Raw genomic sequence first — 25,729 nt, 5'->3', positions numbered from 1 at the left:
TACAAGCAAATCATATTCCTTAAATTTATAAAAATCATCTCATAATATCATTCATTATTCTACAAGCTCCACTACTTCACCTAGAGAAATTTTCTCCTCATCTGTTACAACTAGTTCAACATCTAATAAGATAATCATGCGATCTTCAACTTTTGCAACGCTCTTAATATATCTTCGGTCAATACCTGTAAGAATTTTTGGAGTTGCCTCAATATTCTCTTCATCAATATTTAATATTTCTATAACGGTATCTACTACAAAACCAACTTTCATATTATTTGTAAAGGCCACGATAATCTTAGTTTTATCGTCTTTTTCTTTGTCGGTAAGATGAAATTTTTTCCTTAAACTAAAAACTGGAAGAACCTCACCTCTCAAATTAATAATTCCATCAACATATTCTGGTGCGTTTGGGATTTTTACGACTTCTTGGTACTTTTCAATACCATTGACACACATGATATCCAGTCCATATTCTTCTTTATCTAGCTTGAATACTACTTGTTGTAATGTTGCCATAATCTTTCCTCCTATGCATTTAATTAATTATGCAGAACCTTACTTGTATATAAGAAAATGCTGCTTATCCAATCGCTTATACAAAAACTAATTCGACATGCTTTTGGTTAGATATGCATTAATAAATACATCTATTTTACCGTCCATTACAGCACTCACATTTCCAACTTCTTCATTTGTTCTATGGTCCTTGACCATACTATAAGGGTTCATAACATAGGAACGAATTTGGCTTCCCCATGCAATATCCTTCATTTCACCCCGTATGCCTTGTATCTTATCCATCTGCTCTTGTTGTCTATATTCAAAAAGCTTTGCTTTAAGCATTTTCATTGCTCTATCTTTGTTTTTATGTTGAGAACGTTCATTTTGACATTGAACAACTATCCCAGTAGGAAAGTGTGTGATTCTCACAGCAGAATCTGTTGTGTTAATATGTTGACCACCTGCACCACTGGCTCGGTAAGTATCAATCCTTAAATCATCATCTAGTATTTCCATATCAACATCATCATCAATTTCGGGCATAACATCACATGAAGCAAAGGATGTATGTCTTCTACCAGAAGAATCAAAGGGAGATATTCTAACAAGCCTATGAACACCTTTTTCTGACCTTAAATAGCCATATGCATTTTCTCCGGAAATTTGTATTGTAATTGATTTAATTCCAGCTTCTTCACCGTCTAAAATGTCTAGAATCTCAGTCTTATAACCTTTATCATCTGCCCATCTATTATACATTCTAAATAGCATGTTAACCCAATCACAAGATTCAGTTCCTCCAGCTCCTGCGTGTAAGGATAAAATGGCGTTGTTTCCATCATACTCACCAGATAGCAAGGTAGCAATTTTTAGCTGTTCATACTCTTTCATAAAAATAGCAAGTGCTTCTTTGACTTCTGCTACTATTTCTTCATCCTGCTCTTCTAAACCCATTTCAATAAGGACTTCTATGTCTTCAAAGGCACTATGCATCTCATTATAAGCTGCGACCTTATCCTTAAGCTGTTTTAAAAGCTTAAGTAATCTTTGAGAATTCTCTGCATCATTCCAAAAGCCTTCGGAACCAGTTTCATCCTCAATTTCTTCTATCCTTATTTTAGCACCTTTTACGTCAAAGTGAAACACCCATTTCAAATATTTTTTCCCTATAACTGTTAAGCTGTTGCTTTGCTTGATCTAGCTCTAGCATATTTACACCCCATTTTTTGAATTAATATCGTTATAATTACTTACCACAGCATTGTTTATATTTCTTACCACTACCACAAGAACAAGGATCATTTCTTCCAATTTTTTTCTCTGCTCGTTTGACAGGTACTTTTACGTTATCCCCATCACCTCGATTAGTGCCAGTTACCTTAGCAACGCTTTCACGTTCAATTTTTCTAGCTGGCCTTACGCTAAATAATGATCTAACTGTATCTTCTTGAATGCTCTCAGTCATTTCATCGAACATATCGAAACCTAAAAACTTATATTCAACAAGCGGATCCCTTTGTCCATAAGCAGCAAGACCTACTCCTTGACGCATTTGATCCATATTATCAATATGATCCATCCATTTTCTATCAATAACTCTAAGCAAAATTACTCGCTCTGCTTCTCTCATCATTTCAGGTTCATCAAACTCTTTTTCTAGCTTATCATATATTTTAATCGCTTTGTTATATATTAATTCTATAAAGCTTTGTCTTGTAATCGTTTCTCTATCTTTTTCAGTTATTTCAAAGTTAGTAATAGGCACAATATTGACCAATGCTTCTTTTAACTCAGCTAAGTCCCATTCATCAATTTCATCCATACCATTAGAATGAGAATTAACAACACGTTCTATAGTCTCTTTAAGCATATTGAAAATATATTCGCGCATGTCATCGCCTTCTAACACTTTTCTTCTCTCACCATATATAATTTCTCTTTGCTCATTCATAACTTGATCATAATCTAGTAAACGCTTACGAATACCAAAGTTATTACCTTCAACTTTCTTTTGAGCATTTTCAATTGCGTTGGATAAAATTCCTGCTGCAATTGGCTGACCTTCTGGCAATCCTAATCTATTTACTGTATTTTTCATCTTTTCTGATCCAAATAAGCGCATCAAATCATCATCTAAAGATAAATAGAAAGTAGATTCTCCCGGATCACCTTGACGTCCTGAACGTCCTCTTAACTGGTTATCTATACGTCTCGATTCATGTCTTTCTGTTCCCATGATTTTCAATCCGCCTACTTCGATAACACCTTCTCCAAGTTTAATATCAGTACCACGACCTGCCATATTCGTTGCAATTGTCACCGCACCGAATTGCCCTGCGTCTGCTACGATTTCTGCTTCTCTTTCATGGAACTTAGCATTTAAGACATTATGCTTTACACCATTCTTTCTTAATTTATTACTAAGGTCTTCCGATGCATCAATTGTAATCGTACCCACTAAAACTGGTTGCCCGATTTTATTTGCCTCTATGATATCTTGAATGATTGCATTTGTTTTCTCTTCGTGAGAACGATAAACAAAGTCTGGATGATCCTTTCTTGTAATCGGTCTGTTGGTTGGTATCACAATAACGTCCATACCATATATTTCTCTAAATTCAAGTTCTTCAGTCAATGCTGTTCCTGTCATTCCTGACTTTTTAGTATATCTATTGAAATAATTTTGGAAGGTAATTGTTGCAAGCGTCTTACTTTCTCTTCGCACTTTTACAGATTCCTTCGCTTCTATTGCTTGGTGAAGCCCGTTAGAATATCTTCTTCCTGGCATTAAACGTCCCGTAAATTCATCAACTATAAGAATTTCTTCATCTTTAATAACATAATCCTTATCTTTAAACATAATATTATGAGCTTTAAGCGCTAACGTAATATGATGTTGGATTTCCATGTTCTCAGGATCTGCAAGATTCGTTATTTGAAAATATGATTCTGATTTGTGTACTCCATCAGCAGTCAAAGTAACGTTCTTTGCCTTTTCATCAACAACATAGTCGCCTTCTTCTTGAATTTCTTCATTTAAGATGGCACTCATCTTAGTGACTTCTCCAATGATACGTCCTTTTGTAAGTCTTCTAACAAAAATATCTGCTTGTTGGTATAAATGGGTAGATTTATTACTACTTCCAGATATAATCAAAGGTGTTCTAGCTTCGTCGACTAAAACTGAGTCAACCTCATCGATGATTGCATAATGGAGTGGTCGTTGAACCATATCCTGTTTATATAAAACCATATTATCTCTTAAATAATCAAATCCATATTCATTGTTCGTTCCATATGTAATGTCACATCCATAGGCTGCTCTTCTTTCTTCATTTGTAATACCATTGACAATTACACCAACAGTTAAACCTAAAAATTCATATACCTTGCCCATCCACTCAGCATCACGACTTGCTAGATAATCATTCACTGTAACAACGTGAACGCCCTCTCCTTCAAGTGAATTTAAATAAGCAGCTAAGGGAGCAACTAAAGTTTTACCTTCACCTGTTTTCATTTCTGCTATTCTTCCTTGATGTAAAATAACACCCCCAATTAACTGCACTCTATAATGTGTCATGCCAAGAACTCTGGTTGATGCTTCTCTTACTGTCGCAAACGCTTCAGGCAACAAATCATCTAATGTTTCCCCTTGCTTGTAGCGTTCTCTTAAATGTGCTGTCATTCCTTTTAATTCATCATCAGATAGACCTTTAAACTTATCTTCTAAATTCTCGATTTGATCTACCAAGTCTACTATTCTTTTTAATTCTCTTTCACTATGTGTTCCAAATATTTTTTCAAATACATTCATTATTTACACCTTCCATTCCATTGAGTAAAACAAGATTGTGATTACCTTATTCTTACAATTATAGTCTATTTTTATACAATAATCATGTATGTTTTTTATATTCACATTATTTCATTCTACCATTAAGTGGTAGGTTATTCAATATTAATTTCTTTTTTGTTATTGATTTGTAACAGGCCTAAGTTGAAAATAATTGCTCAATGTATCTGATTTATGTTAAAATACTTGTAAACTTCATAGTATTATAAGAAAATCGGCTAAAGGGAGTTAATATCCTCGTTACACTTCTGCCGCTTTTCCAATTACTTATGCATTACATGATTCGTAATCAAATAAATTAGGGGGTATTATCTATGAAATTAGCTTTTTCCACATTAGGATGTCCTAACTGGTCATGGTCAGATATGATATCAACTGCTAAAGACCTAGGTTTTGATGGAATTGAAGTGCGAGGCATAGCACATCAACTATTCGCACCAAAGGCTTTGCCTTTCACACCAGAAAACATTGAAGCTACTAAGTCAAAATTAAATCATCTTAATCTTGAGATCTCATGTCTTTCTTCTGCTTGTTATTTATTTGATCAAGTAAATCTTTTGCAACATCTTAGTGATGGCAAAGAATATATAGACCTTGCAAGTAATCTTGGCGTAAAATATGTTAGAGTTCTTGGTGATAAAGAGCCCCATGTTACTGAACCTGTTGACATGAATGCTGTTAGAGAAGCAACAATTATTTTAGCTGATTATGCCAAAAGCAAGGATGTCACCATTTTAATTGAAACAAATGGTGTATTTGCCAATTCTGCTACTATGAAAGCTTTTATTGGTTCTCTAAAAAAAGAAAATGTAGGCGTTCTCTGGGATATACACCATCCTTTTACTTTCATGAATGAAACCTTGGAACATACTTACGATACATTAAAGTCATTTATTAAATACATTCATGTTAAGGACTCTGTTGTTGTAAATGGTACTGTAATCTATAAAATGCTCGGAGAGGGTACTATACCAATAAAGGAACTTATTAAATATTTATCAGCTGATCAATACGATGGTTATGTTGTACTTGAATGGACAAAAAGATGGCAAAAGGATTTAGAAGATCCCGGTATTGTTTTCCCTCACTTCATGAATACCATTAAATCTTATCAAGTATCTTCCTCTAATGTGTTAACAGCAAAAGGCCTTGTTAAACTAACTATGGGTGATTTAATTGACCAAGTTGCAGATGCTTATCCTAATCATGAAGGTGTTGCCTATGGAGATCAAGATTATAGGAAAACTTATGGTGAACTAAGAGATGAAATTAATCAAGTTGCTAAAGGCTTTATGGCTTTAGGTATTAAAAAGGGAGATAGTGTTGCTGTTTGGGCAACTAATTATCCCGAATGGATTACCGCATTATTTGCAACCGCTAAAATTGGAGCTGTCCTCGTAACTGTTAACACAAATTATAAAATCTATGAAGCAGAATATTTATTGAAACAATCTGATTCAACAACTTTAATTTTAATGGACGGTTTTAAGGATACTAATTATGTAGAAATATTAAATAAATTGTGCCCTGAACTTAGCCAATCGGAACCTGGCAAATTAAACTCTGTTAAGTTCCCCTATTTAAAAAACATTATTTATTTAGATAATGCTACGTATGCAGGAATGTATCATTGGAAAGACCTCACTTCCTTAGGTAAAGATATTCCTGACGAAGACCTGTTCAGTATTCAACGATCTTTAGATCCTGATGATATCATCAATATGCAATATACCTCGGGAACCACTGGTTTTCCAAAAGGTGTTATGTTGACTCACTACAATATTGTGAACAACGGAAAAAACATTGGTGACTGTATGCACTTTACAAAGGATGATCGTTTGTGCATTCCTGTACCTTTCTTCCATTGCTTTGGTCTTGTACTCGGTTTACTTGCTTGTGTAACGCATGGTTCTACTATGGTGCCTGTTGATCATTATAATCCAGAAGTTGTTATGTCTACACTTGACAAAGAAAAATGTACAGCATGTCATGGTGTTCCAACAATGTGGATTGCAATGCTTAATCATCCAAATTTCAAAAATTATGATTTTACTTCACTAAGAACTGGAATAATGGCTGGCTCACCTTGCCCTGAAAAAGCGATGAGACAAGTAGTGGAAGATATGGGTTGTACAGAAATAACCATTGCCTACGGGCAAACTGAAGCAGCTCCTGTTTGTACACAATCAAAGGCTGATGATAGTATAGAAAGAAAGGTTACAACTGTAGGACGTGCCCTTCCTTTTGTAGAATGTAAAGTCGTAGATCCAGAGACTGGTGAAACCTCACCATACGGTATTCAAGGAGAATTTGTAGCTAGAGGCTATAATGTTATGAAAGGCTATTACAAAATGCCTGAAGCCACTTCTGCTGCAATCGATGAAAATGGTTGGCTACATACTGGTGATTTAGCTACAATGGATGAAGAAGGCTATTATAAAATTACTGGTCGGATCAAAGACATGATTATTCGTGGTGGTGAGAATATTTACCCTAAGGAAATCGAGGAATTTCTGTACACTGTTGATGGTATATTGGATGTTCAAGTTATTGGTATTCCAGATAAGGAATATAATGAAGTCGTAGGCGCATTTGTTATTTTGAAGGAAGGTTCTACCCTTACCGTTGATAACATCAAGGATGAAGTTCGTACACACATGGCAAGACACAAGGTTCCTAAACATATTTTCTTTACAGATAGCTTTCCTATGACTGCTAGTGGTAAAATACAAAAGTTCAAATTAAGAGATCTTGCAGTTGAAACGCTTCAATTATCAGAAGATGACTTAAATGCAACAGTATAAGAGTTCATGTAATCTCATTGATAATATAATATCTAACACAAATTACGAAAGAGCTAAGTAATTATTTTACTTAGCTCTTTACTCATCTATTCACTTACCCTATGGCATACTTATTTAAGATCTGCAAAGTGTGTCATAATTTTTGACCAAACACGTTGTGTTTCTTGAAATTTATTATAGTGATTTTTGACATTCCTATTGTATTTTTCTAATTCAGTTAAGACATTCATAAAATTTGGTTGTTTAAAATATGCACAGATTTTTGGCAATGTTACTTTAAGCTGCTCCCGCATTTCATCAATTCTTTCTTCGTAACAATCTGGTTGTGTGATATAGAGTAGTAAAGGTTTATATCGAATCCAGCCTATACAAGCTTTGTAAAATCGAGTAATAATCTTTTCATTATCGGCTATGATCGGCTTCAAGCGAATAGGTAAAACTCCTTCTAAAAGGTGATTATAGGTTGAGAACCCATCATGGAACGCGTAACATGGAACACGAAGCACCTTTCGATCACTTAGACAGGTACTCAAAAAGGTATCCTCGCCTCTAGCTGACGGTGGATTGTAAAAAGGAAAAACACGTTGTGAATCAACTAGATTAATGCACAAATTTGCACCTGAGATGAATTTAGCATGATTTGTTTCCTGTACCTCTGTAGCCTCATCGCTGGTTAATATGCTTATATCAGCATATGTAACACCACCGTTTTTCATATTGGTTTTCAAAGTATCCCAATTAACAATATCATTGCTAATTGCTTCAATAAAAATACGAAAATCAGTTTCGGTCATTATGTCATTAAATTCTAAAGATGGAATTGGTGATATATAACCACAATGATGTCCATGAGTAATGTCTGCACCAGCAATATGTTTAAGATGATTCGTAAGAACCTGCTGACCTCCCCAAATTGCAGTATTACGTGTATTGGTTACAGCCAATGGATATTCGTCATCATCTAAAAAAATCAGATAATCCATATTATTCTTTATAGCGTTATACAACACTGCATTACGTTTACCAGCATACCCCTTTCCAAATATCAAGGTCGCTTCATTACTCGATATAATACCTTCATTCACTAAATACTCAATTTCTTCTTGAATAGCTTCGATTCCAATAAATTTACTGCTATCAATCTGCTCAACGAGTTCAGGATGTATATTGGTGTAATCCGCTCTTTTCGTTTTGTTATAATTAAGGTCATAAGCAACAAAAAGATTCAAACTAATCTTTTCATTTTCTACCAAACCCGATTCCTTCCAACTATGCATATATGTTCTTAGCACCTTTTGAAAACTTTTTCTCCCAGTTGAAAAGCCAATTCCAACTTTGATATACTTTTGTTTCTGCATTTCATCACTCCCCTAACCAAATGAATTCTCATAACTTGTAGAACTATTCATTTCGTATATTTACCTAATTTTTGTTACAAATCGTTTATTTCCTTATGCCCGTTTCTATCCTTCTAATATTTCTTTTTGTGCCTTTTTACTCATTGCACCTAGTACCAATTCATAGGATTGATCAATCATATGCTGTAGCACCTCATCTGGTACAATACCATCTAAATAGACCGAGCTCCAATGGTCCTTATTCATATAATATCCTGCAATAATGTGTTTATGCTGTGTTCTTAGTATTTGTCCAAATTGTGGTTCGTTTTTCAAAGTAATGATTGCTTTCTTTTCTTTATCACCACCCTGCATGGCAAACATTTTATTGCCGATAAGGTATCGTATTGCATCCCATTCAACTTTATATTCCTTTACAGCTCCTTTCTTTGATAAGCAGTATTCATCAATCCATGAGTATTTCATATGATATCCTCCTTCAGGTTATAAACAAGAGCATCCTTACAGGATGCTCTTGTAAAAAATCCTCATATTATGTTTTAAGCAATGATTATCTTATTCTTCAATTCCATCTGGCTCTATTAAACCATAGTTTCCACTTTTTCTTTTATATACTACATTAACTTCATCTGTTTCACTATTTCTAAAAACATAGAAGTCATGTCCTAATAAATCCATTTCCATACAAGCTTCTTCAGAATCCATTGGCTTGACTGCAAACTTTTTACTTCTAACAATTTCAATACCTTCTTTATCATGAAAATATTCATGATCTATGAAGTCTTGTTTAAAAGTACCGTGATGCCTATGCTTATCCATGAGTTTATTTTTATGCTTCAACAATTGTCTTTCAAGAACATCTACCACCAAGTCAATAGCCGCATACATGCTTTCTGCTTCTTCCTCAGCTCGAATGATACTTCCTTTAATAGGTATCGTTACCTCGATGATTTGACGCTGTTTTTCAACAACCATTGTAATAATTGCTTCATTGTCTTTAGAAAAGTACTTTTCAAGTTTACCAATCTTCTCCATTACTACATCTTTAAGAGCTTTTGTAACATCAATATTTTTACCCGTAATAATATAACGCATATATAACACTCCTTCCAAAATGATATGAGAGATGTACATATCATTTGCTTCTTAATATATAATTACTGTTAAAATATCTTGTCTATGTATAACTAGAATTTAGGCATCCATATCAACAAGTAATTATACTTAAATATTCTATATTTGTTTCAAATTTCCTTTTATGCATTGAAAAATAAATAATCTGATTAATTAGTCATTTGTCTGTTAATTCATACAATTTAACACATCTTCCTGTGGATAACTCTCAATTATCGCTGTCATGACTACATAATTTATGTGGATAGTGTGTTTAACTCTGTGCACAACCCTAAATTCTTGGATTTTTTCATTTTTTGGATGTGGATATTATTTTTTAACATTCGTGTTATGTAAACCAACTTATGCCCGATATATACCTTAATTTTCTTGTTCAATTACATTAATTTTTGTGTTCAAAATATATACATTGTATAACAAAGACTTAATGATTTAAAAGGTAAAATGATATAGGTATTTGTTCCCAACTTTAAAATTAAATTATGCATTATTTCTTGAATTGTATGTAAATATGTCGAAAATTGAAAAAATTTGACAAGTGAATAATTTTTAAATAATCGTAAATTTTGTTATGCAGGTGAAAGGGGACAGGCACTTTTCCTCACCTTTTTCTCTTTGGAACTCCCTATTAAAAATGCTATTAGTTTCCACTGTTATAGTTGGCTCTTTTTAAGACAACAGTACCTGTCCCCTATGACTTCAGTTTGCTAACTAATCTCTCTTCTTAAGACAATAGTACCTGTCCCCTATAACCTATTTTAAGACAATAGTACCTGTCCCCTATAACCTACCCTTTAACCTGTCCCCAATAAACCTAAAAAACAGGCTACCTCTACGTAGAATTGATCTACTTTGAGATAGCCCATTTGGCAATTTAATTTATCTATTATACTTTATCTTTAACATGGTAATGAGTATGAAGTAACTTGTGAGATAATTCACTCATTGGTTTTCCAAGGAAAGTTTCATAAATCTCAGTAATAGCTGGATTTTCATGTGACTTTCTAATTGGCATTTCTCTATCTATTTGATAAAGTGCTGCTTGACGTTTCTTAAGGATTTCTGAATCTCCATGATGATAAGGTTGACCAGCTCCACCAATACATCCGCCAGGACAAGCCATAACTTCAATTGCATGAAGGTTTCTTGGGTTGCCATCTCTTACTTCTTTAAGTAAAGATTTTGCATTTCCAAGTCCATGAGCAATACCAATGTTAAGCATTAAGCCATCTACATCGACCGAAGCTACTCTTACGCCATCAAATCCTCTTAACTCTTCAAAGTCAATTTTTGGTAATGGTTTTTTCGTATATACTTCATATGCTGTACGAACTGCTGCTTCAATAACACCACCAGTTGTACCGAAAATAACTCCAGCACCAGTTGAAATACCTAATGGATTGTCAAACTCTGATTCTTCTAATGATGCTAGGTCAATATTAGCATGCTTAATAAGATGACCTAATTCACGAGTTGAGATTACAATATCTACATCTGGATTTCCATCTACAGCAAATTCTTTTCTTGATGCTTCATATTTCTTAGCAAGACAAGGCATTACTGAAACTACAACCATCTTTTCTCTAGGAATGTTCAATTTTTGTGCAAAATATGTTTTTGCAACAGCACCAAACATTTGTTGAGGAGATTTCGCTGATGAAGGAATATCAATTAACTCTGGAAATTGGCTTTCAATAAAGTTAACCCATGCTGGACAGCAAGAAGTTAAAATTGGTAATGCTCTTGTGTCTCCACCTAAGAATGCTTCTAATCTGCCTAGTAACTCAGTACCTTCTTCTAATATAGTTAAATCCGCTGCAAAATCAGTGTCAAATACTTGATCAAAGCCTAATTGTCTAAGCGCCGTTACCATTTGACCTGTAACAATACTTCCTGGACCTTTACCAAACTCTTCACCAATTGCAACTCTTACTGCAGGCGCAGTTTGAACAACTACAACTTTTTCAGGGTCAGCTAAAGCTTGAACAACTTCCCAAGTTGCATCGTTTTCAGTTAATGCACCTGTAGGACAAACTGCAACACATTGTCCACAATGAGTACATACAGTTTCGCCCATTGGTAGTTCAAATGCAGGTGATACTACTGCGTTAAAACCTCTATTGATTCCTGATAATGCACCAACATCTTGAACTACGTTACACATCGTTTCACAACGACGGCACATAATACATTTGTCCATATCACGGATTAATGATCTAGTAATATCTTTTTTATATGTAGATTGAGCTTGACCAGTTATGTCAATTTTTCTAAGTCCACATCTTGCAGCTAAATCTTGAAGCTCACACTCGCCTGCTTTAGCACAGCTTAAGCAATCTTTAGGGTGATCTGAAATTAATAATTCTAATACTGTTTTTCTTGCTTCCAAAACTCTCATTGTGTTTGTTTTAATTTCCATTCCATCTGTAGCTGGAGTAGCACATGAAGGTGCAAGGTTTCTTCTTCCAGCAACTTCTACAACACAAACACGACATGAAGCAGCTTGGTTCACCATTTTAGTGTCATGTAAATCTAAATGACATAATGTTGGAACATGAACGCCTGCCTTTTTAGTGGCATCTAAAATAGTACTACCACTAGGTACAAGCACTTCTTTATTGTCAACAATAACTTTAATATCTGACATGGGTTACACTCCTTTTTTATCTATTTAATTTCAATCTATACTTCCGATAAATAATCACCTTCAACAATTTTCAAAAACGATTGTCTACATGTGTAATTTATAACTGAATAGATTATTTTTTTGAAATAGCTCCAAATTTACATTTATCGTAGCATGCACCACATTTGATACATTTTGCTTGATCAATTGTATGTGGCTTTTTAACTGTTCCTGTAATCGCATTTGTAGGACAAACCCTAACACAAGCTGTACAGCCAACACATGTTGTATCGCTAATAATAAATTGAAGTAAGTTCGTACATTGTCCTGCTGGACATTTACCATCTTGAATATGGGCAATGTATTCATCCCAGAAAGCATCCATAGTTGATAAAACTGGATTAGGTGCTGTTTGACCAAGTCCGCAAAGTGCAGTATCTTTAATTACTCTACTTAATCTCTTAAGCTCATCAAGGTGTTCCATTTTACCCTTACCCTCTGTAATGATCTCAAGTAACTCAGATAATCTCTTCGTACCTACACGACAAGGTGTACATTTACCACAAGATTCTTCTTCTGTGAACTCTAAGTAGAATTTAGCAACTGCTACCATACAGTCATCTTCGTCCATAACAATCATACCGCCTGAACCCATCATAGATCCTTTTGCAATTAAGTTGTCATAGTCAATTGGTGTATCTAAGTCATTCATAGTTAAGCAACCACCTGATGGTCCGCCTGTTTGAACAGCTTTGAATTTCTTTCCGTCTTTGATGCCACCACCGATGTCATAAATAACTTCGCGAAGTGTTGTACCCATTGGTACTTCAATAAGACCTACGTTATTAATTTTACCAGCTAATGCAAATACTTTTGTACCTTTTGATTTTTCTGAACCAATACTCGAGAACCAGTCTGCACCTTTTAATAAGATAACTGGTACGTTTGCAAAGGTTTCAACGTTATTAACGTTAGTTGGTTTACCCCAATATCCTGATTCTGCTGGGAATGGAGGTTTTGTAGTAGGTTCGCCACGCTCACCTTCCATTGAATGAATTAATGCTGTTTCTTCACCACAAACGAAAGCGCCTGCGCCAAAGGTTAGATCAATATCAAAATCAAAACCAGTACCCATAATATCCTTGCCAAGTAAACCGTAGCCTCTTGCATCTTCAATTGCTTTTTCTAAACGTGTGATTGCAAGTGGATATTCTGCACGAATATAAACCTTACCTATTGTAGCGCCCATAGAGTAACCACAAATAGCCATTGCTTCGACTACTGAATGTGGGTCTCCTTCTAATATAGAACGGTCCATGAAAGCACCTGGATCTCCTTCATCAGCATTACATACAACATATTTTTGATCAGCATCATTTTTAGATGCAATTTCCCATTTAAGACCAGTTGGGAAGCCGCCGCCCCCTCTACCTCTTAGGCCTGAATCTTTAACAACCTTAATTACTTCTTGAGGTGTCATTTCAGTTAAAGCCATTCCTAAAGCATGGTAACCGTCTCTTGCTATGTACTCGTCAATATTATCTGGATCAATTAATCCACAGTTTCTAAGTGCAATACGTAATTGTTTCTTGTAGAAATCCATGTGTTTAGAATCGGAAACCATTTCCTCTGTTTTTGGATCTACATATAATAATCTTTCTACTTTTCTACCCTTAATGATGTGTTCTTTAATAATTTCATCAGCATCATCAGGTGTTACTTGAACGTAAAATGTGTTATCAGGTAATATTTTTACTACAGGTCCTTTTTCGCAAAATCCGAAACAGCCTGTCTTTAATACTTGTACTTCATCTGACAAATTAGCTTCTTCGACACATTTTTCTAAGTTTGCAATAATTTCATCAGAATCAGCTGATTTACAGCCTGTTCCTGCACAGACCAACATATGCATATTATAATTAGCCATTTTTTAACCTCCCAATCTTTTTCGGTAAGATGATAATTTATTTCTTATTGATTGATTACTTAAATCATTTATTGATCAATTGTTTTATGAGTCATTGGTATAATGCCATCTACTAACTCACCATTGATTATATGGTTATCAATAATTTCTTTTGCTTTTTCTTGTGTTACATCACCATAAATTACTGCTTCTTTTCCTGGTGTTGTTACTTCAATGGTTGGTTCAGCATAACAATAACCCATACAACCTGTTTGTGTTACAACTACGTTTCCAATACCTTGACTTGCCAATTCATCAATCATATAGTTCATAATTTCTCTAGCTCCAGATGCGATACCGCATGTTGCCATTGCCACTCTAATTTGAACTAAACTATCAATATTTTCGCCTTTTTCTCTTAAGTCGACTTTAGATTGAACTTGATCTTTGATTTTTTTAAGTTCTTCAAATGATTTGATTTTAGCCATTATCTGTTCCTCCTTAAAAATATAATTATCTGTAATTATCTAAAATTCCTTTTACCATGTCTGGTGTAATACGACCATACACTTTTTCACCTACCATAATAACAGGTGCTAAACCACACGCACCTATACAACGAAGTGCAGTAATTGAAAATTTACCATCTGGAGTTGTTTCACCAACATTAATGTTGATTTCTTTTTTAATCGCGTCGAGAATTTTCTCGGCACCTCTTACATAACAAGCAGTTCCTAAGCAAAGAGCGATATCATGCTCTCCTTTTGGTGTCATTGTAAAGTAAGAATAAAATGTTACAACACCATAAACTTTAGCAGTTGGGACATCAAGCTTTTTAGCAACAAACTTTTGTACTTCTGCTGGAAGATACCCAAATATGTTTTGTGCCTTATGTAGCACACGAATAAGCTCGCCTTTAGTCGTTGGTAGGCCTTTGATAAATGCGTCTAGTTCTTGATACATTTCTTCTGTTAATAGATTGTTAGCAACCATTGATTAACCTCCTTAATTATTTAGCATTAATATATATTTAAATTAGACAAATGTTTTATTAAAACACTTATCCTAGACAAAAAAAACAAGAAAAAATCGCTCTTTTCGTCTATTTGTTAACCGGGGGAATAGCATTAATACTTTCAATAATGCATTGAATGGACTTCGTATTCACTTCGATCTGCCTATTGCAAATTCCAATAAAGCCAAGCTCATGGGCATCTGAAGATTGTAGAATAGAGTAATTAGAATATTGTTTAACATATGCCTCATAATCTGCATGTCTAGAAATTTCTAATGTTGGTAAATTCAAATTACTTGGTATCATACCTAAGTTAGAAATAATGCTATAACTTGGTCTATCGATATGAGCCGGAATAAATGCACCATGATGTTCCTGTACCAGCTTTAAAACCTCATTTAAGGATAGTTCCGTAGCCTGAACCAATAATCTGTCCATTCTTCCTATTATGTCATCTTCTGAATTAAATAGTAACTGTTCACCAAATATTTGATCTTTATTTTGTATACTTGGGAGCTTGTTAAAAATGCAGTTCTGCATTTCATAAGCAGTTTTAAGATCTTGAAATAAGCAAACGATATGTATTTCTTCCTTTGTCTCAATCTCCATTCCTGGAATGACAAGGAGTTTGGTACCTTTAGCAACTTGCATGACTGCTTCAACATTTTGACAAGTATTGTGATCAGATATGGCAATGACATCTAGTCCATTTAACAACGCCATGTTCACAATGTTATTTGGTGTCATTGTGTTTTCACCACAAGGTGAAAGTGCAGTATGTATATGAAAATCATACGAAAGCTTCATATAGACTCCTATTGTTAAATATTTGTCAATTTGATGTGCAGACCCTTATTATTATACCACCTTTATTGGTTGCTGTAAATAATATAATGTGATATTTTCTTTTCTTTTTTTCACAGGATTAATCAGGTGTTTTTGTTACTTTTTATGAGCTCTACAACAATAACCATTTGTATTCTTGCCGTTTTTTTGTTAGAATAGAGATATAAAATAAGTAGTAGGTGATGCCATGAAAGTAATATTTGACATAATTCCATATTTTTTTAGTTTATTCTTCCTTGTAGGCGCTTTCATATTTATTAGGAAAACTCAACATAATCATACAAAGGAAATGGAAGCATACAAAGCAACCCATCCATCCTCTTTAATTCAGCTTCATGCCTTAGAAGCTTATGATGATATGGTGATCGCTTATTCTCAAACGAATGAAATACTATATATAAACCCTTTCGCAATTTCCTTTTTTAATATTAAAGATGCAGTAGTTGGCAAATCCATTAAGGATGTATTACCCAAAATCTATACTGCATCACTTAATATGGGAAACACCCTGCCTTTAGAAAAAAGAGTATTGTATGAACACTCTACAGGAAAGCACAATCTTTCTCTTAGAGTAAAAGCTATTGATACGGAAGAATTCAAGGGTAACATTTTATATATTAATAACTTAGATGACATCTCAAAACTAGAGAAAGAATTAGAAATTCTTAAAGAAAAGACAGAAGATGTTATCAAATCAAAAAGTATGTTCTTGGCAAATATGAGCCATGAGCTAAGAACACCATTAAATGCCATTATTGGAATGTCCGAATTGCTTATTGATACTAATTTAGAACCGACTCAAAAGGACTTAATCCACAGTATAAATCAATCTGCAAGTGTATTATATGATATTATCAATACAATTTTAGATTTTTCAAAACTAGAGGCGAATCAAATGGGTCTTGAAAGCGTTTCAGTTGAGATTCCAAAATTATTATCAGAAATAGAGAACATTTTCTCTCACCAAGCTTCTGTTAAAAAAATTGGTTTGAGTTTTATTGTTCCAAATCAAATGCCTATAGTGATTGGTGATCCAATTAGATTGCGTCAAATTCTTGTCAATATCATTGGTAATGCGATTAAATTTACCCATATTGGCTCTGTTACTGTTTCTGTTAGTGTGAAGAATATAAACAACAAGACTGTGAATTTAGAATTTAAGATAGAAGATACGGGAATAGGCTTCCCTATGGAAGTAAAGGAAAAAATATTCAATCCTTTTGTACAAGAGGATGCCTCAATTACCAGAAACTTTGGTGGTACAGGCCTTGGACTTCCAATATGTAAATCCTTAGTAAAAATACACAATGGAAGTATTGATGTGACTAGTGTGGTTGGAAAAGGATCCACCTTCATAATTACGATACCTTATCAAATTGCTGAAGGTAATACAAGTCTTACAAATAAAAAGGTATTGGTTCAGAAGGACGTTACTGCAAGAATCTTAGTTGCAGAAGATAATTTAACAAATCAAAAGTTACTTTCGATGCAGCTTAGAAACTTAAATTATGAGGTTAATATTGTAGAAAACGGGCAGCAAGCTGTAGAGGAATATTTCGAGAATGATTATGACATCATTATTATGGACTGCCAAATGCCTATTATGGATGGTTTTTGTGCTACCTTAATCATAAGACAACAAGAAGAACTGTTTAATAGACATATTCCAATTGTTGCATTAACTGCTAGTGCACTGAAGGAGGATAAGGATAAATGTATCGAGTGTGGTATGGACGATTATATCACCAAACCTGTTAAAATCGAAACCCTCCACAAAACGCTCCAACACTGGTTATCTGAAGCAAGTAAACTCAAATCATAAAGGTAGGTGAATTGTATGGAAGAAAATATTTCTCTGTTCATAAAAGATATGGGTATTGACTCATTAGAAGATATTGTCGGACTCTATCAAGATTTCATGGATGAATGCAATCAGCTAGTATTAGAAATCGAAAAATCCTTTGAAGAAAACTCCTTTGATATGGTTTTTACCGAAAAGTTATTACATAATCTAAAGGGAGTTTCTGCCAACCTTTATGTTAACGAAGTTTTTGAAAAGGCCACAATACTTGATGATTTATTAAAAACTCAAGATAAGAATTCTTATGTTTACAAAGAAATGTTTCATTTATGGCAACAGGTCTTAGCAGCATATACTGTAGCTAAGGTTGGAATTATAAATTATTTTTTGCAACGTGGTTATAACCTCACATCATAATTTTAAGGGCGTGATTTTATGTTATTTAAAAATAATGTAGTGCTCATTGTTGATGACTCATATACTATACGTCATCAGGTGAAGCTCTTATTAAAAAAATATGATTTAACCGTTGTTGAAGCAAGTGATAGAAATACTATGTTAAATTATTTGTCTGTTAACAATAAACCTGTTGATTTAATCATTATGGATCTTGGACTTAAAAATGAATCCGGTTATGATTTGATGAAGTGTGTTAGAGATCATAAATCACACAAAAACACCCCGATTATCGTTTTAACAGGTAACGCGAAAAAGGATGCTGTTTTAGCAACGATTCCTTATTCAATCACTTACTATGCAATAAAGCCTATTAATCCATATGATTTATCCTTAAAGGTATTAACAGCTATAGAACTGAATTCAAAAAACAAACCTTCAAAATCATCACAAAACGTAACGGAAGACCCCTTCTTATTTGAAGATTATGAAGATGATTTGTATGATCAGAATTATATGGTTAATACTGATCACTTACACAAAGACACAAAAGTAAATAAAATTTCAGATGTAGATATTGGCCCTAGGAAAAAACCGCCTAAAGATGTTTAGCTATGCTGTTTCTAAATATTTAATGATCATTTCCTTATACACATCTAACGCTGTTGATACTTTTATTGGATCCCTTAATTTTAACACCTGTTCTCTTAAAACTAGTTTTTGAGCAAGCGCAATAAAAAGATCTAGACAAGTATTTCCAGCCTCTTCAGAACGAATGTCTTTTCTAATGGTGCCATCTAGCTTCCCTTTTTCAATGATGCTCGTTAAGAGAGGTATGTTATAGTTCACTATTTTGCTATATTCATCCATTGGATATTGGTCCTTCCAACTCATAACAAATGTATCCAGTTGATCCATAAATACTAGCATAGATGGATTCTCACTGAACTTCTGAGAAAGATGATTCATGATTTGTGATGTTTGTTCAATACCCGTTCCGAACAATTGGGAGTCATCATAGGATAACTCATTTATCCAATAGTCCTTTGCAACCTCCATCACCAATTCCATTTTAGTTGTATAATATCTATAAACCGAGGCAACACCTACTTCAGCACCAATGGCAATGTCCTGCATTGTTGTTTTTTCAATTGATTTTTCAGCGAATATAACTTTTGCAGCGTTAATGACATCTCTTTTCCTTTTGTCGATAGCCTCTATTCGTTCCTTTTCTCGCTTATCTTTAGCTCCCATAATGCCACCTTTTTATGTTTCTGTTCAATCAAAATGCCCGGCAAATCTTATAACCATATTTATATTCTATATTTTTCCTAAGTTGATATTTCTTTTGTTTTGATTCATCATAACCAACACCCTTTTGCTTATAATCAATGTTCAACGTAATGCTGTTTCTCATTCGCAAAGCATGAATATGATGAGCTTCATCTAAATCCTTTAAGGTATACGGCCAAGCACTCATATTAAGCAGTGTTTTTCCTGCATCTTCAAAAAACAATCCTTCACCTTCTTCAGTAGTAGCTGAGAACCATCTAATGTCTGTTCTATTAGAGTTTTCTTGTGGTCTTAAGTAATTATGTATGTACTCATTTATATGGCATGAATATACTCCTACCTTTGCACCCTCCTGCCTATCGCTATAATTCTCATGTAAGCCCTTACCAAACCAAGAAATGGTATTGAACTCATTGCTGATTTCCATTGTGCTACCAAATTTAATTAAATTCTTTTTTGGTGTTAATTGATGACTAACATAAACCTCTCCATTGCCATCAATCGTATATTCTGTAATGAGGCTGTTTTTAATATGCTTTACCTTTCGCATAATTTTAATAACTACTTCAGATCTATTGTTTTCAATAATCACCTTTTGAACCTTGTAGCTTTCTGAAACCTTTTTCCAATTAACCTTTCCAAAGAAAATGAAACCTTTTCTTTCACTTGATTCTTTTAAATCATTGTCCGTAGCCGCTCTATAAAAATTAAGCTTCAGCGGGGATAAGAGATACTCCTTATTTTCAAAAACAAGGGAGGTCACATCTCCTGTTAGTTTTGAAATTCTACAAGAAAAACCTTCTCCTAATACTTCAACCTTAATTTTACGATCATGAACTGCTAACGACTTCTGAGATACCTTCTTCTCTTTTGCCCGGACAACATTAGGTAGCTTAAGCTGTTCCCAACCAATTACCTCTTCAACGGAACCCCAATTATTCGCTTCTTTCAAATAACAATTCATACTTATATGATATTCTGCTTCTTCTAATTTTTTGTACTCTGGTATAGGAACAGTGATAATCTTAGATTCTCCCGGTTCCACATTCATTTCTTCAAGTTCTCCTTGTTTTAAGACTTCTCCATCTTCAAGAAGTTCCCAGTTCATTTTATATAAATTCATGTTAATGAAGGAGTTATGATTATACAGTTCAACCATATTAAGTATTAAGTCTATCTCTTTCACTTCAAATCCTTGATAGACCTTTTTAACCTCATAGGCAGTAGGATGCAGTGATCGATCTGCTGCGACTATACCACTCGCACATAAATGCCCACTTGTTTTTTCTTCTCCAAAATCTCCTCCATATAACCAAATGTTTTTACCATCAACATTTTTCCTAATTGCTTGGTCTGCGAAATCATAAATAAAACCACCACACCAATTATCATACTTTTGGAACTTATCCATATACATTTTCAAATTGCCAAGGCCGTTTTCCCTTCCTGGACCATAAGCGCAAAGAAGCGCAGGCTTTTTATAGTTATCTCTATCGCATCCAACCTTATCAATATATTCAAGTGAAGCATTTTGCTTGGAAATAAAATCACTAATTAGAAGTTCTAAATCACCTTCATAATGAAAGGGTCTCGTTTTATCTATCTCAATTGCCGCCTTCTTCATTTCAAAAAAATTCTCTCCATATCCAGCTTCATTTCCTAACGACCAAATAATTACACTTGGATGATTCCTATCTCTAACTACCATTCTAATCATTCTATCTACCATAGGCTGACACCAATCTGGATTGTTAGATATGCTAGCATGCTTCTCCAGTTGATGGGTTTCTATATCTGCCTCATCCATAACATATAACCCATATTGATCACATAAATCATAAAAATATGCATCATTAGGATAATGACTGGTTCTGATTGCATTGATATTGCAGCTCTTTAGTAGTTTAATATCTTGTTCATATCTCTCCTTTGAAACTGCAAATCCTGTATCCGGATCAAAGTCATGTCTATTAATGCCCTTTAATATAATTGATTTACCATTCACCAGTAGTTTGGCATCATGAATTTCTACGGTTCTGAAACCAAATACAAATTTTTTAGTAGTAATGATTTGTCCTGTATTGTTTTTAAGCACAATTGCACCAACATATAGATTAGGTGCTTCAGCTGTCCATTTCTTAGGGTTGATTATTGTTGACTCCATCGTCACTTTTGTTCTGCAAGCTACTTGTGCTACCAATCTACATTCGGTCAAATATCCAGCTTCTATATCTTTAATAGATTCTGCTAAATATGCAGACATTTGTAGCCCTTGGTCTTCAGCAGCATGATTTTCTACCTGAACATCTATTTTTAAATATGCATCTTCGTAGGAATCATCCATACTACATGATACAAAATAATCTCTTATTCTTATCTTAGGTTCAGCGTATACATATACATCTCTATATATTCCACTTAAGAACCAAGTGTTTTGCCCTTCTAAATATGTTCCATCAGAGTATCTATAAACTTCAACAGATATTGTATTTTCATCACCATACTTCAAATATTTAGTAATATTAAACTCAGCAGGCGTCATAGAACCTTGACTATATCCAACTCTATTCCCATTAACCCAAATATAAAATGCCGACTTTACTGCCCCAAATCGAACAAAAACCTCTCTATTAGCCCATTCACCCGGAACAGCAAAGAATTTTTTATAAGATCCAACTGCATTTTCATTGTGACTTATAGCAGGTATATGTTTTAAATTCATGGAAGGTGGAAAATCTGAGGTCAAATAATAAGGCAGATCTTCTTCCTCATACCCTTGTAACTGCCATAAACCAGGTACCTCAATATTCTGCCAATCACTAACATCATAGCTTTCTTCATAAAAATCTGCAGGTCTAACATCAGGATTCTTAGATAATTTGAAATGCCATGTACCATTTAGATCTAACCTCCACGAAGAAGCGTCACCTTTTTTCAGCTGTTCTAACGTGCTGTAGTGGAAACTTTCCACGTGTGGCTTTTCCTTGTTAATTTCGATAACTGCAGGGTTTTCCCAATCTGCCATAACTCGATTCACCTTAATTCCCCTCCTTTTGATAGTGTTGCTATCACATTGATATAGATTATATCACCACCTTCCGATTTTGTCAAGAAATGTAATATTTTAATGTAATGAATTGTCATAATGGAAACTCTTTTACCCAAGAACAAAGCGCATGTCAGCCCGTTACATAATAATTTATGATATCTAACGCTTTGTTCTATGCTTCGTGGAAAGTAGAACTTTTACTGGACAAAAAAGAGGCTATCTCTATATCTAGAAATAACCTCTTGCCAATATTACGCTTCGTGATTAAGTAACTTTTCATACTCATCAACTTTTTTAGATAAAAACTCCGCAAGTCCTACAAACTCACAACCGTAAAGAACGGTATCTTCAATCGCCTCTTTCCTTATAATCTTAAGTACGCAATAAAAGAACTGTGTCTTATCAAATTCTATCTTTGCATTAAAATAATATTCCAACGGAAATTGTGCCTTACTCAAAAATCCTAATCCAGTTTTCGAAATATTAATAACCTCAATATCCTCTTCAAGGTTCTCAATAATTTCATTGTCCTGTTTAAATAACTTGTTAATTTCCAACTGCAAAAAGATCGGCAATCTCTTATGCTTTCTTCTTTCATCCATATGGTATCCCTCCTTATATGATTAGATTAGTTGTGTATAATTAGCAGCTTGTATCTCCTCAGTTGCAATACACAATTGATTTCTTCCATTATCCTTCGCTTTATAAAGCGCTTTATCAGCAATTCTTATCATGTCTTCAGCATTATTTGGATGACCGATTTTATTATCTGTAACCCCTAAACTAATTGTTGAAATTATTTCAACTTCTTCAACTGTTACTGGTGAGTTTCGTAAGGTTTCAAGGATTTTATATCCAACATTTCGGGCATCTTCTAAGCCTTTTCCCATAAGAATAATGACAAACTCATCTCCACCGAATCTACCAATAATATCACTTTTATCAGCAACCATATTACATATGTTTACAATATGTTTAATCACTGTATCTCCAGCAATATGACCGTAGGTATCGTTGATTCCTTTAAACTTATCAACATCAAATACAATACACGCTAAATCTTTACTATGTTCATCTGCTATACTGAATTCCTCATCAAATTTAAGCATGAAGTACTTTCTATTGTATGCTCCAGTTAAATAGTCATTGATAGCAATTGATAATAGCTCTTCATTTTGCTTTCCTAAAATATCCATTACATATTGTAGTTCTTGCCTTTGTTGCGTAACCTTTTCGTAACTAGCTTTAAGAACTCTCATTTCCTTTTGATATTGATACACATCATATTTAATTCGCATTCTTGAGAGAATGTCTTCTCTATCTTTTTTATTCATTTTTCTTTGGAGTTCAATAAATTTTTTAGACGAATCATAGGCAACTTCAAATTCACCTTGCTTAGCATAAGCTTTATGTAGCCACTCATAAGAGCAAAGTAGTTCATAGTTAAACTCATATTTATCTGATAGAATTTCAGCCTTCTTGGCATAATCAATTGCCAAATCATAATACTTCTTCTCATAGGAAATGTTAGCGTCAAGAATATAGCACCAAATTAATTGAATTACATTATTGCTATCATTGGCCTCTGACTCTGCATCTTCTAAAAAGGTTTTAGCAACATTAAAAACGCCTTTAGCAATATATAATCGTGCCAAATTCACTTTGATTTCTGTAATATGCTTATAGGTGTTTTTCTGAGCAATTTCTAAAGCATTTTTAAGATATCCCTCTGAAGTATCATATTGTTGCAAGTAAAAATGTGCTTCTCCAATACTATTAAACATACTTGCAACTTGCTTGCTTTTATCATATTTATGTGCAATTTTTAATCCCTTCTTTAGAAGCTCAATAGCTTCTTTGAAGGCCTCCTGCCTAATCATAAGTTTTGCAAAGAAATTAAGATTGTCCAATGCTCTATTAACAGACTGCACTTGTTCTAATAACTCGGCTGCCTTTAACGCGTATTCATATGCATTGGCATAATCGGATCTATTAAAGCTCACCCTGCTCATAATTTGATTGACTTCAATCTTACCAGCAATATCATTTATTTCAATGCAATCATTCAAAATTTCATTACACAAGTCAATTGCAGTGTTATAATCAAGTTGATCAATTAAATCATGTAAAGTATTAAATTTATTATGAAGTTGGATTTTAATGTCATTTTCCACTTTTTATCCCTTTCCATGCTAATTAAATGCTTTATGTACATCTAACAACATTTTACACTATTTAAGTCGTGTTTTCAAATTATTTTAGCTTCTTTAATACTTCTTGTTAAACAATTTTTTATAGGTTTCAATTTCTTCTTTTCTAATATCACTAAATGTTCCTCTTATTCTTCCAAGTAGTCTACTGTTCATTATTCCCTCATCTAATAATTCTATTAATTCCCTTGCTCTTTCTCCATCCTTAGGATAAGAAATTCCATAAATCGTGACACTAGCCTTATTTTTAAATTTATTGAAATTTTCTTTCACTAACATTCTAACCTTATTTTCAACCTCGACAATATTTTCTTTGCCAGTAAAAGGACAAATTAACAAAAGTTTTAAAGGACCATATCTCATTACCAAATCTGTTTCTCTGAGTCTACTCTTTAGTTTCTCAATTAATTCAATGATTTCTTCCTCATTAATGCTATGTAGCTCAACCATTACCAAAGAAATACTATAATTCCCTCTGTCTGCTCGAATGATTTCGTGATCAATGATTGTATCATCTATATAGGAATACTCATTATCTTCTTCTAACTCAAAAGGCTTAACTATATTTGCAAGAATGTTTTTTATTTTACTTTTTAGCATTTCTTCTTTCAACGGTAAGACAATAATATCATTGGCACCCGCCTCTATAGCGTCGTCAATCACCTTAGTTTCATACCTATCAATAATGAGCAACACTTTTATTTTTTTATTGCTTACTTCTTTAATCATTTCAAAATCTCTTTCATATGTAGCATAATTTATCTCATGCAATAGCATTATAATGGAATCCTTTAAAAGACTATGTTTAAATTTCAAATCCTCTGGGCTTTGAAATTCAATAAAATCATAACCTAAATTAACCACTGTAAATAATGCAATTTTTCTTGTAGCAGATCCTGCAACATTCACTAAAACCTTATTTTTCATAACT

The 25,729-nt window shown here is 33.7% G+C and carries 20 protein-coding genes; 4 read left to right on the top strand and 16 right to left on the bottom strand.

What is annotated here, in order from left to right; all coding sequences use genetic code 11:
• Window positions 1-54: 54 nt before the first annotated feature.
• From CVU84_16265 to CVU84_16255, 3 genes are all read right to left on the bottom strand, one after another.
• Window positions 55-519 carry a chemotaxis protein CheW gene (locus tag CVU84_16265; GenBank protein ID PKM93372.1) on the bottom strand — a complete coding sequence of 155 codons (465 nt, stop codon included), beginning with the start codon at window positions 517-519 and terminating at the stop codon, window positions 55-57.
• A gap of 87 nt (window positions 520-606) precedes the next feature.
• Window positions 607-1,714, bottom strand: a protein-coding gene (locus tag CVU84_16260; protein ID PKM93371.1) for a peptide chain release factor 2 whose coding sequence is annotated in 2 segments (ribosomal slippage) — window positions 607-1,638 and window positions 1,640-1,714 — 1,107 coding nt in all. Because the reading frame shifts where the segments join, the coding sequence is not laid out codon by codon here.
• Between the two features lie 36 nt (window positions 1,715-1,750).
• A complete protein-coding gene (locus CVU84_16255; protein ID PKM93370.1) occupies window positions 1,751-4,321 on the bottom strand; it encodes a preprotein translocase subunit SecA in 2,571 nt (856 codons plus the stop codon).
• A gap of 353 nt (window positions 4,322-4,674) precedes the next feature.
• On the opposite strand from CVU84_16255, the gene CVU84_16250 reads away from it, so the two are divergent.
• A complete protein-coding gene (locus CVU84_16250; protein PKM93369.1) occupies window positions 4,675-7,164 on the top strand; it encodes an AMP-dependent synthetase in 2,490 nt (829 codons plus the stop codon).
• Window positions 7,165-7,274: 110 nt separating this feature from the next.
• Here the strand turns inward: CVU84_16250 and CVU84_16245 are convergent, their stop codons facing one another.
• The 8 genes from CVU84_16245 to CVU84_16210 form a co-directional block, all read right to left on the bottom strand.
• Window positions 7,275-8,522 carry a hypothetical protein gene (locus tag CVU84_16245; protein PKM93368.1) on the bottom strand — a complete coding sequence of 416 codons (1,248 nt, stop codon included), beginning with the start codon at window positions 8,520-8,522 and terminating at the stop codon, window positions 7,275-7,277.
• Between the two features lie 105 nt (window positions 8,523-8,627).
• Window positions 8,628-8,987 carry a DNA-binding protein gene (locus CVU84_16240; GenBank protein PKM93367.1) on the bottom strand — a complete coding sequence of 120 codons (360 nt, stop codon included), beginning with the start codon at window positions 8,985-8,987 and terminating at the stop codon, window positions 8,628-8,630.
• A gap of 90 nt (window positions 8,988-9,077) precedes the next feature.
• On the bottom strand, window positions 9,078-9,617 hold the full coding sequence (gene raiA / locus CVU84_16235) for a ribosomal subunit interface protein (GenBank protein ID PKM93366.1): 540 nt from the start codon (window positions 9,615-9,617) through the stop codon (window positions 9,078-9,080).
• Between the two features lie 925 nt (window positions 9,618-10,542).
• On the bottom strand, window positions 10,543-12,303 hold the full coding sequence (locus tag CVU84_16230; protein PKM93365.1) for an NADH:ubiquinone oxidoreductase: 1,761 nt from the start codon (window positions 12,301-12,303) through the stop codon (window positions 10,543-10,545).
• A 112-nt stretch (window positions 12,304-12,415) separates the two neighbouring features.
• Window positions 12,416-14,209, bottom strand: a complete 1,794-nt coding sequence (locus CVU84_16225; protein PKM93364.1) for an NADH-quinone oxidoreductase subunit J/K — start codon at window positions 14,207-14,209, stop codon at window positions 12,416-12,418.
• Between the two features lie 68 nt (window positions 14,210-14,277).
• Window positions 14,278-14,676: an NADP oxidoreductase gene (locus tag CVU84_16220; GenBank protein PKM93363.1), complete on the bottom strand. Its 399-nt coding sequence runs from the start codon at window positions 14,674-14,676 to the stop codon at window positions 14,278-14,280.
• A gap of 25 nt (window positions 14,677-14,701) precedes the next feature.
• Window positions 14,702-15,181, bottom strand: a complete 480-nt coding sequence (locus CVU84_16215; protein PKM93362.1) for an NADH-quinone oxidoreductase subunit NuoE — start codon at window positions 15,179-15,181, stop codon at window positions 14,702-14,704.
• A 109-nt stretch (window positions 15,182-15,290) separates the two neighbouring features.
• Entirely contained in the window at window positions 15,291-16,010 is a 720-nt protein-coding gene (locus tag CVU84_16210) for a phosphoesterase (protein ID PKM93361.1), read from the bottom strand.
• 226 nt (window positions 16,011-16,236) lie between these two features.
• On the opposite strand from CVU84_16210, the gene CVU84_16205 reads away from it, so the two are divergent.
• The 3 genes from CVU84_16205 to CVU84_16195 are packed head-to-tail and all read left to right on the top strand — an operon-like array spanning window position 16,237 to window position 18,858.
• Window positions 16,237-17,871, top strand: coding sequence for a hypothetical protein (locus CVU84_16205; GenBank protein PKM93360.1), 1,635 nt, complete (start codon window positions 16,237-16,239; stop codon window positions 17,869-17,871).
• 15 nt (window positions 17,872-17,886) lie between these two features.
• A complete protein-coding gene (locus tag CVU84_16200; protein PKM93359.1) occupies window positions 17,887-18,267 on the top strand; it encodes a hypothetical protein in 381 nt (126 codons plus the stop codon).
• An 18-nt stretch (window positions 18,268-18,285) separates the two neighbouring features.
• Window positions 18,286-18,858: a hypothetical protein gene (locus tag CVU84_16195; GenBank protein ID PKM93358.1), complete on the top strand. Its 573-nt coding sequence runs from the start codon at window positions 18,286-18,288 to the stop codon at window positions 18,856-18,858.
• Here the strand turns inward: CVU84_16195 and CVU84_16190 are convergent, their stop codons facing one another.
• The 5 genes from CVU84_16190 to CVU84_16170 form a co-directional block, all read right to left on the bottom strand.
• Complete coding sequence (locus CVU84_16190; GenBank protein ID PKM93357.1) at window positions 18,859-19,500, bottom strand: hypothetical protein; 642 nt, start codon at window positions 19,498-19,500, stop codon at window positions 18,859-18,861.
• Between the two features lie 28 nt (window positions 19,501-19,528).
• Entirely contained in the window at window positions 19,529-22,576 is a 3,048-nt protein-coding gene (locus CVU84_16185; protein PKM93356.1) for a hypothetical protein, read from the bottom strand.
• 263 nt (window positions 22,577-22,839) lie between these two features.
• Window positions 22,840-23,190 (bottom strand): PilZ domain-containing protein, encoded by a 351-nt coding sequence (locus tag CVU84_16180; GenBank protein ID PKM93355.1) that lies wholly within the window; start codon window positions 23,188-23,190, stop codon window positions 22,840-22,842.
• Window positions 23,191-23,211: 21 nt separating this feature from the next.
• Window positions 23,212-24,762: a hypothetical protein gene (locus CVU84_16175; GenBank protein PKM93354.1), complete on the bottom strand. Its 1,551-nt coding sequence runs from the start codon at window positions 24,760-24,762 to the stop codon at window positions 23,212-23,214.
• 93 nt (window positions 24,763-24,855) lie between these two features.
• Complete coding sequence (locus CVU84_16170; protein ID PKM93353.1) at window positions 24,856-25,725, bottom strand: hypothetical protein; 870 nt, start codon at window positions 25,723-25,725, stop codon at window positions 24,856-24,858.
• Between the last annotated feature and the right edge of the window lie 4 nt (window positions 25,726-25,729).

This window comes from Firmicutes bacterium HGW-Firmicutes-1 (assembly GCA_002841625.1).
Classification (GTDB): Bacteria; Bacillota; Clostridia; order Lachnospirales; family Vallitaleaceae; genus HGW-1.
This window is presented reverse-complemented; position numbering and strand designations above follow the sequence as displayed.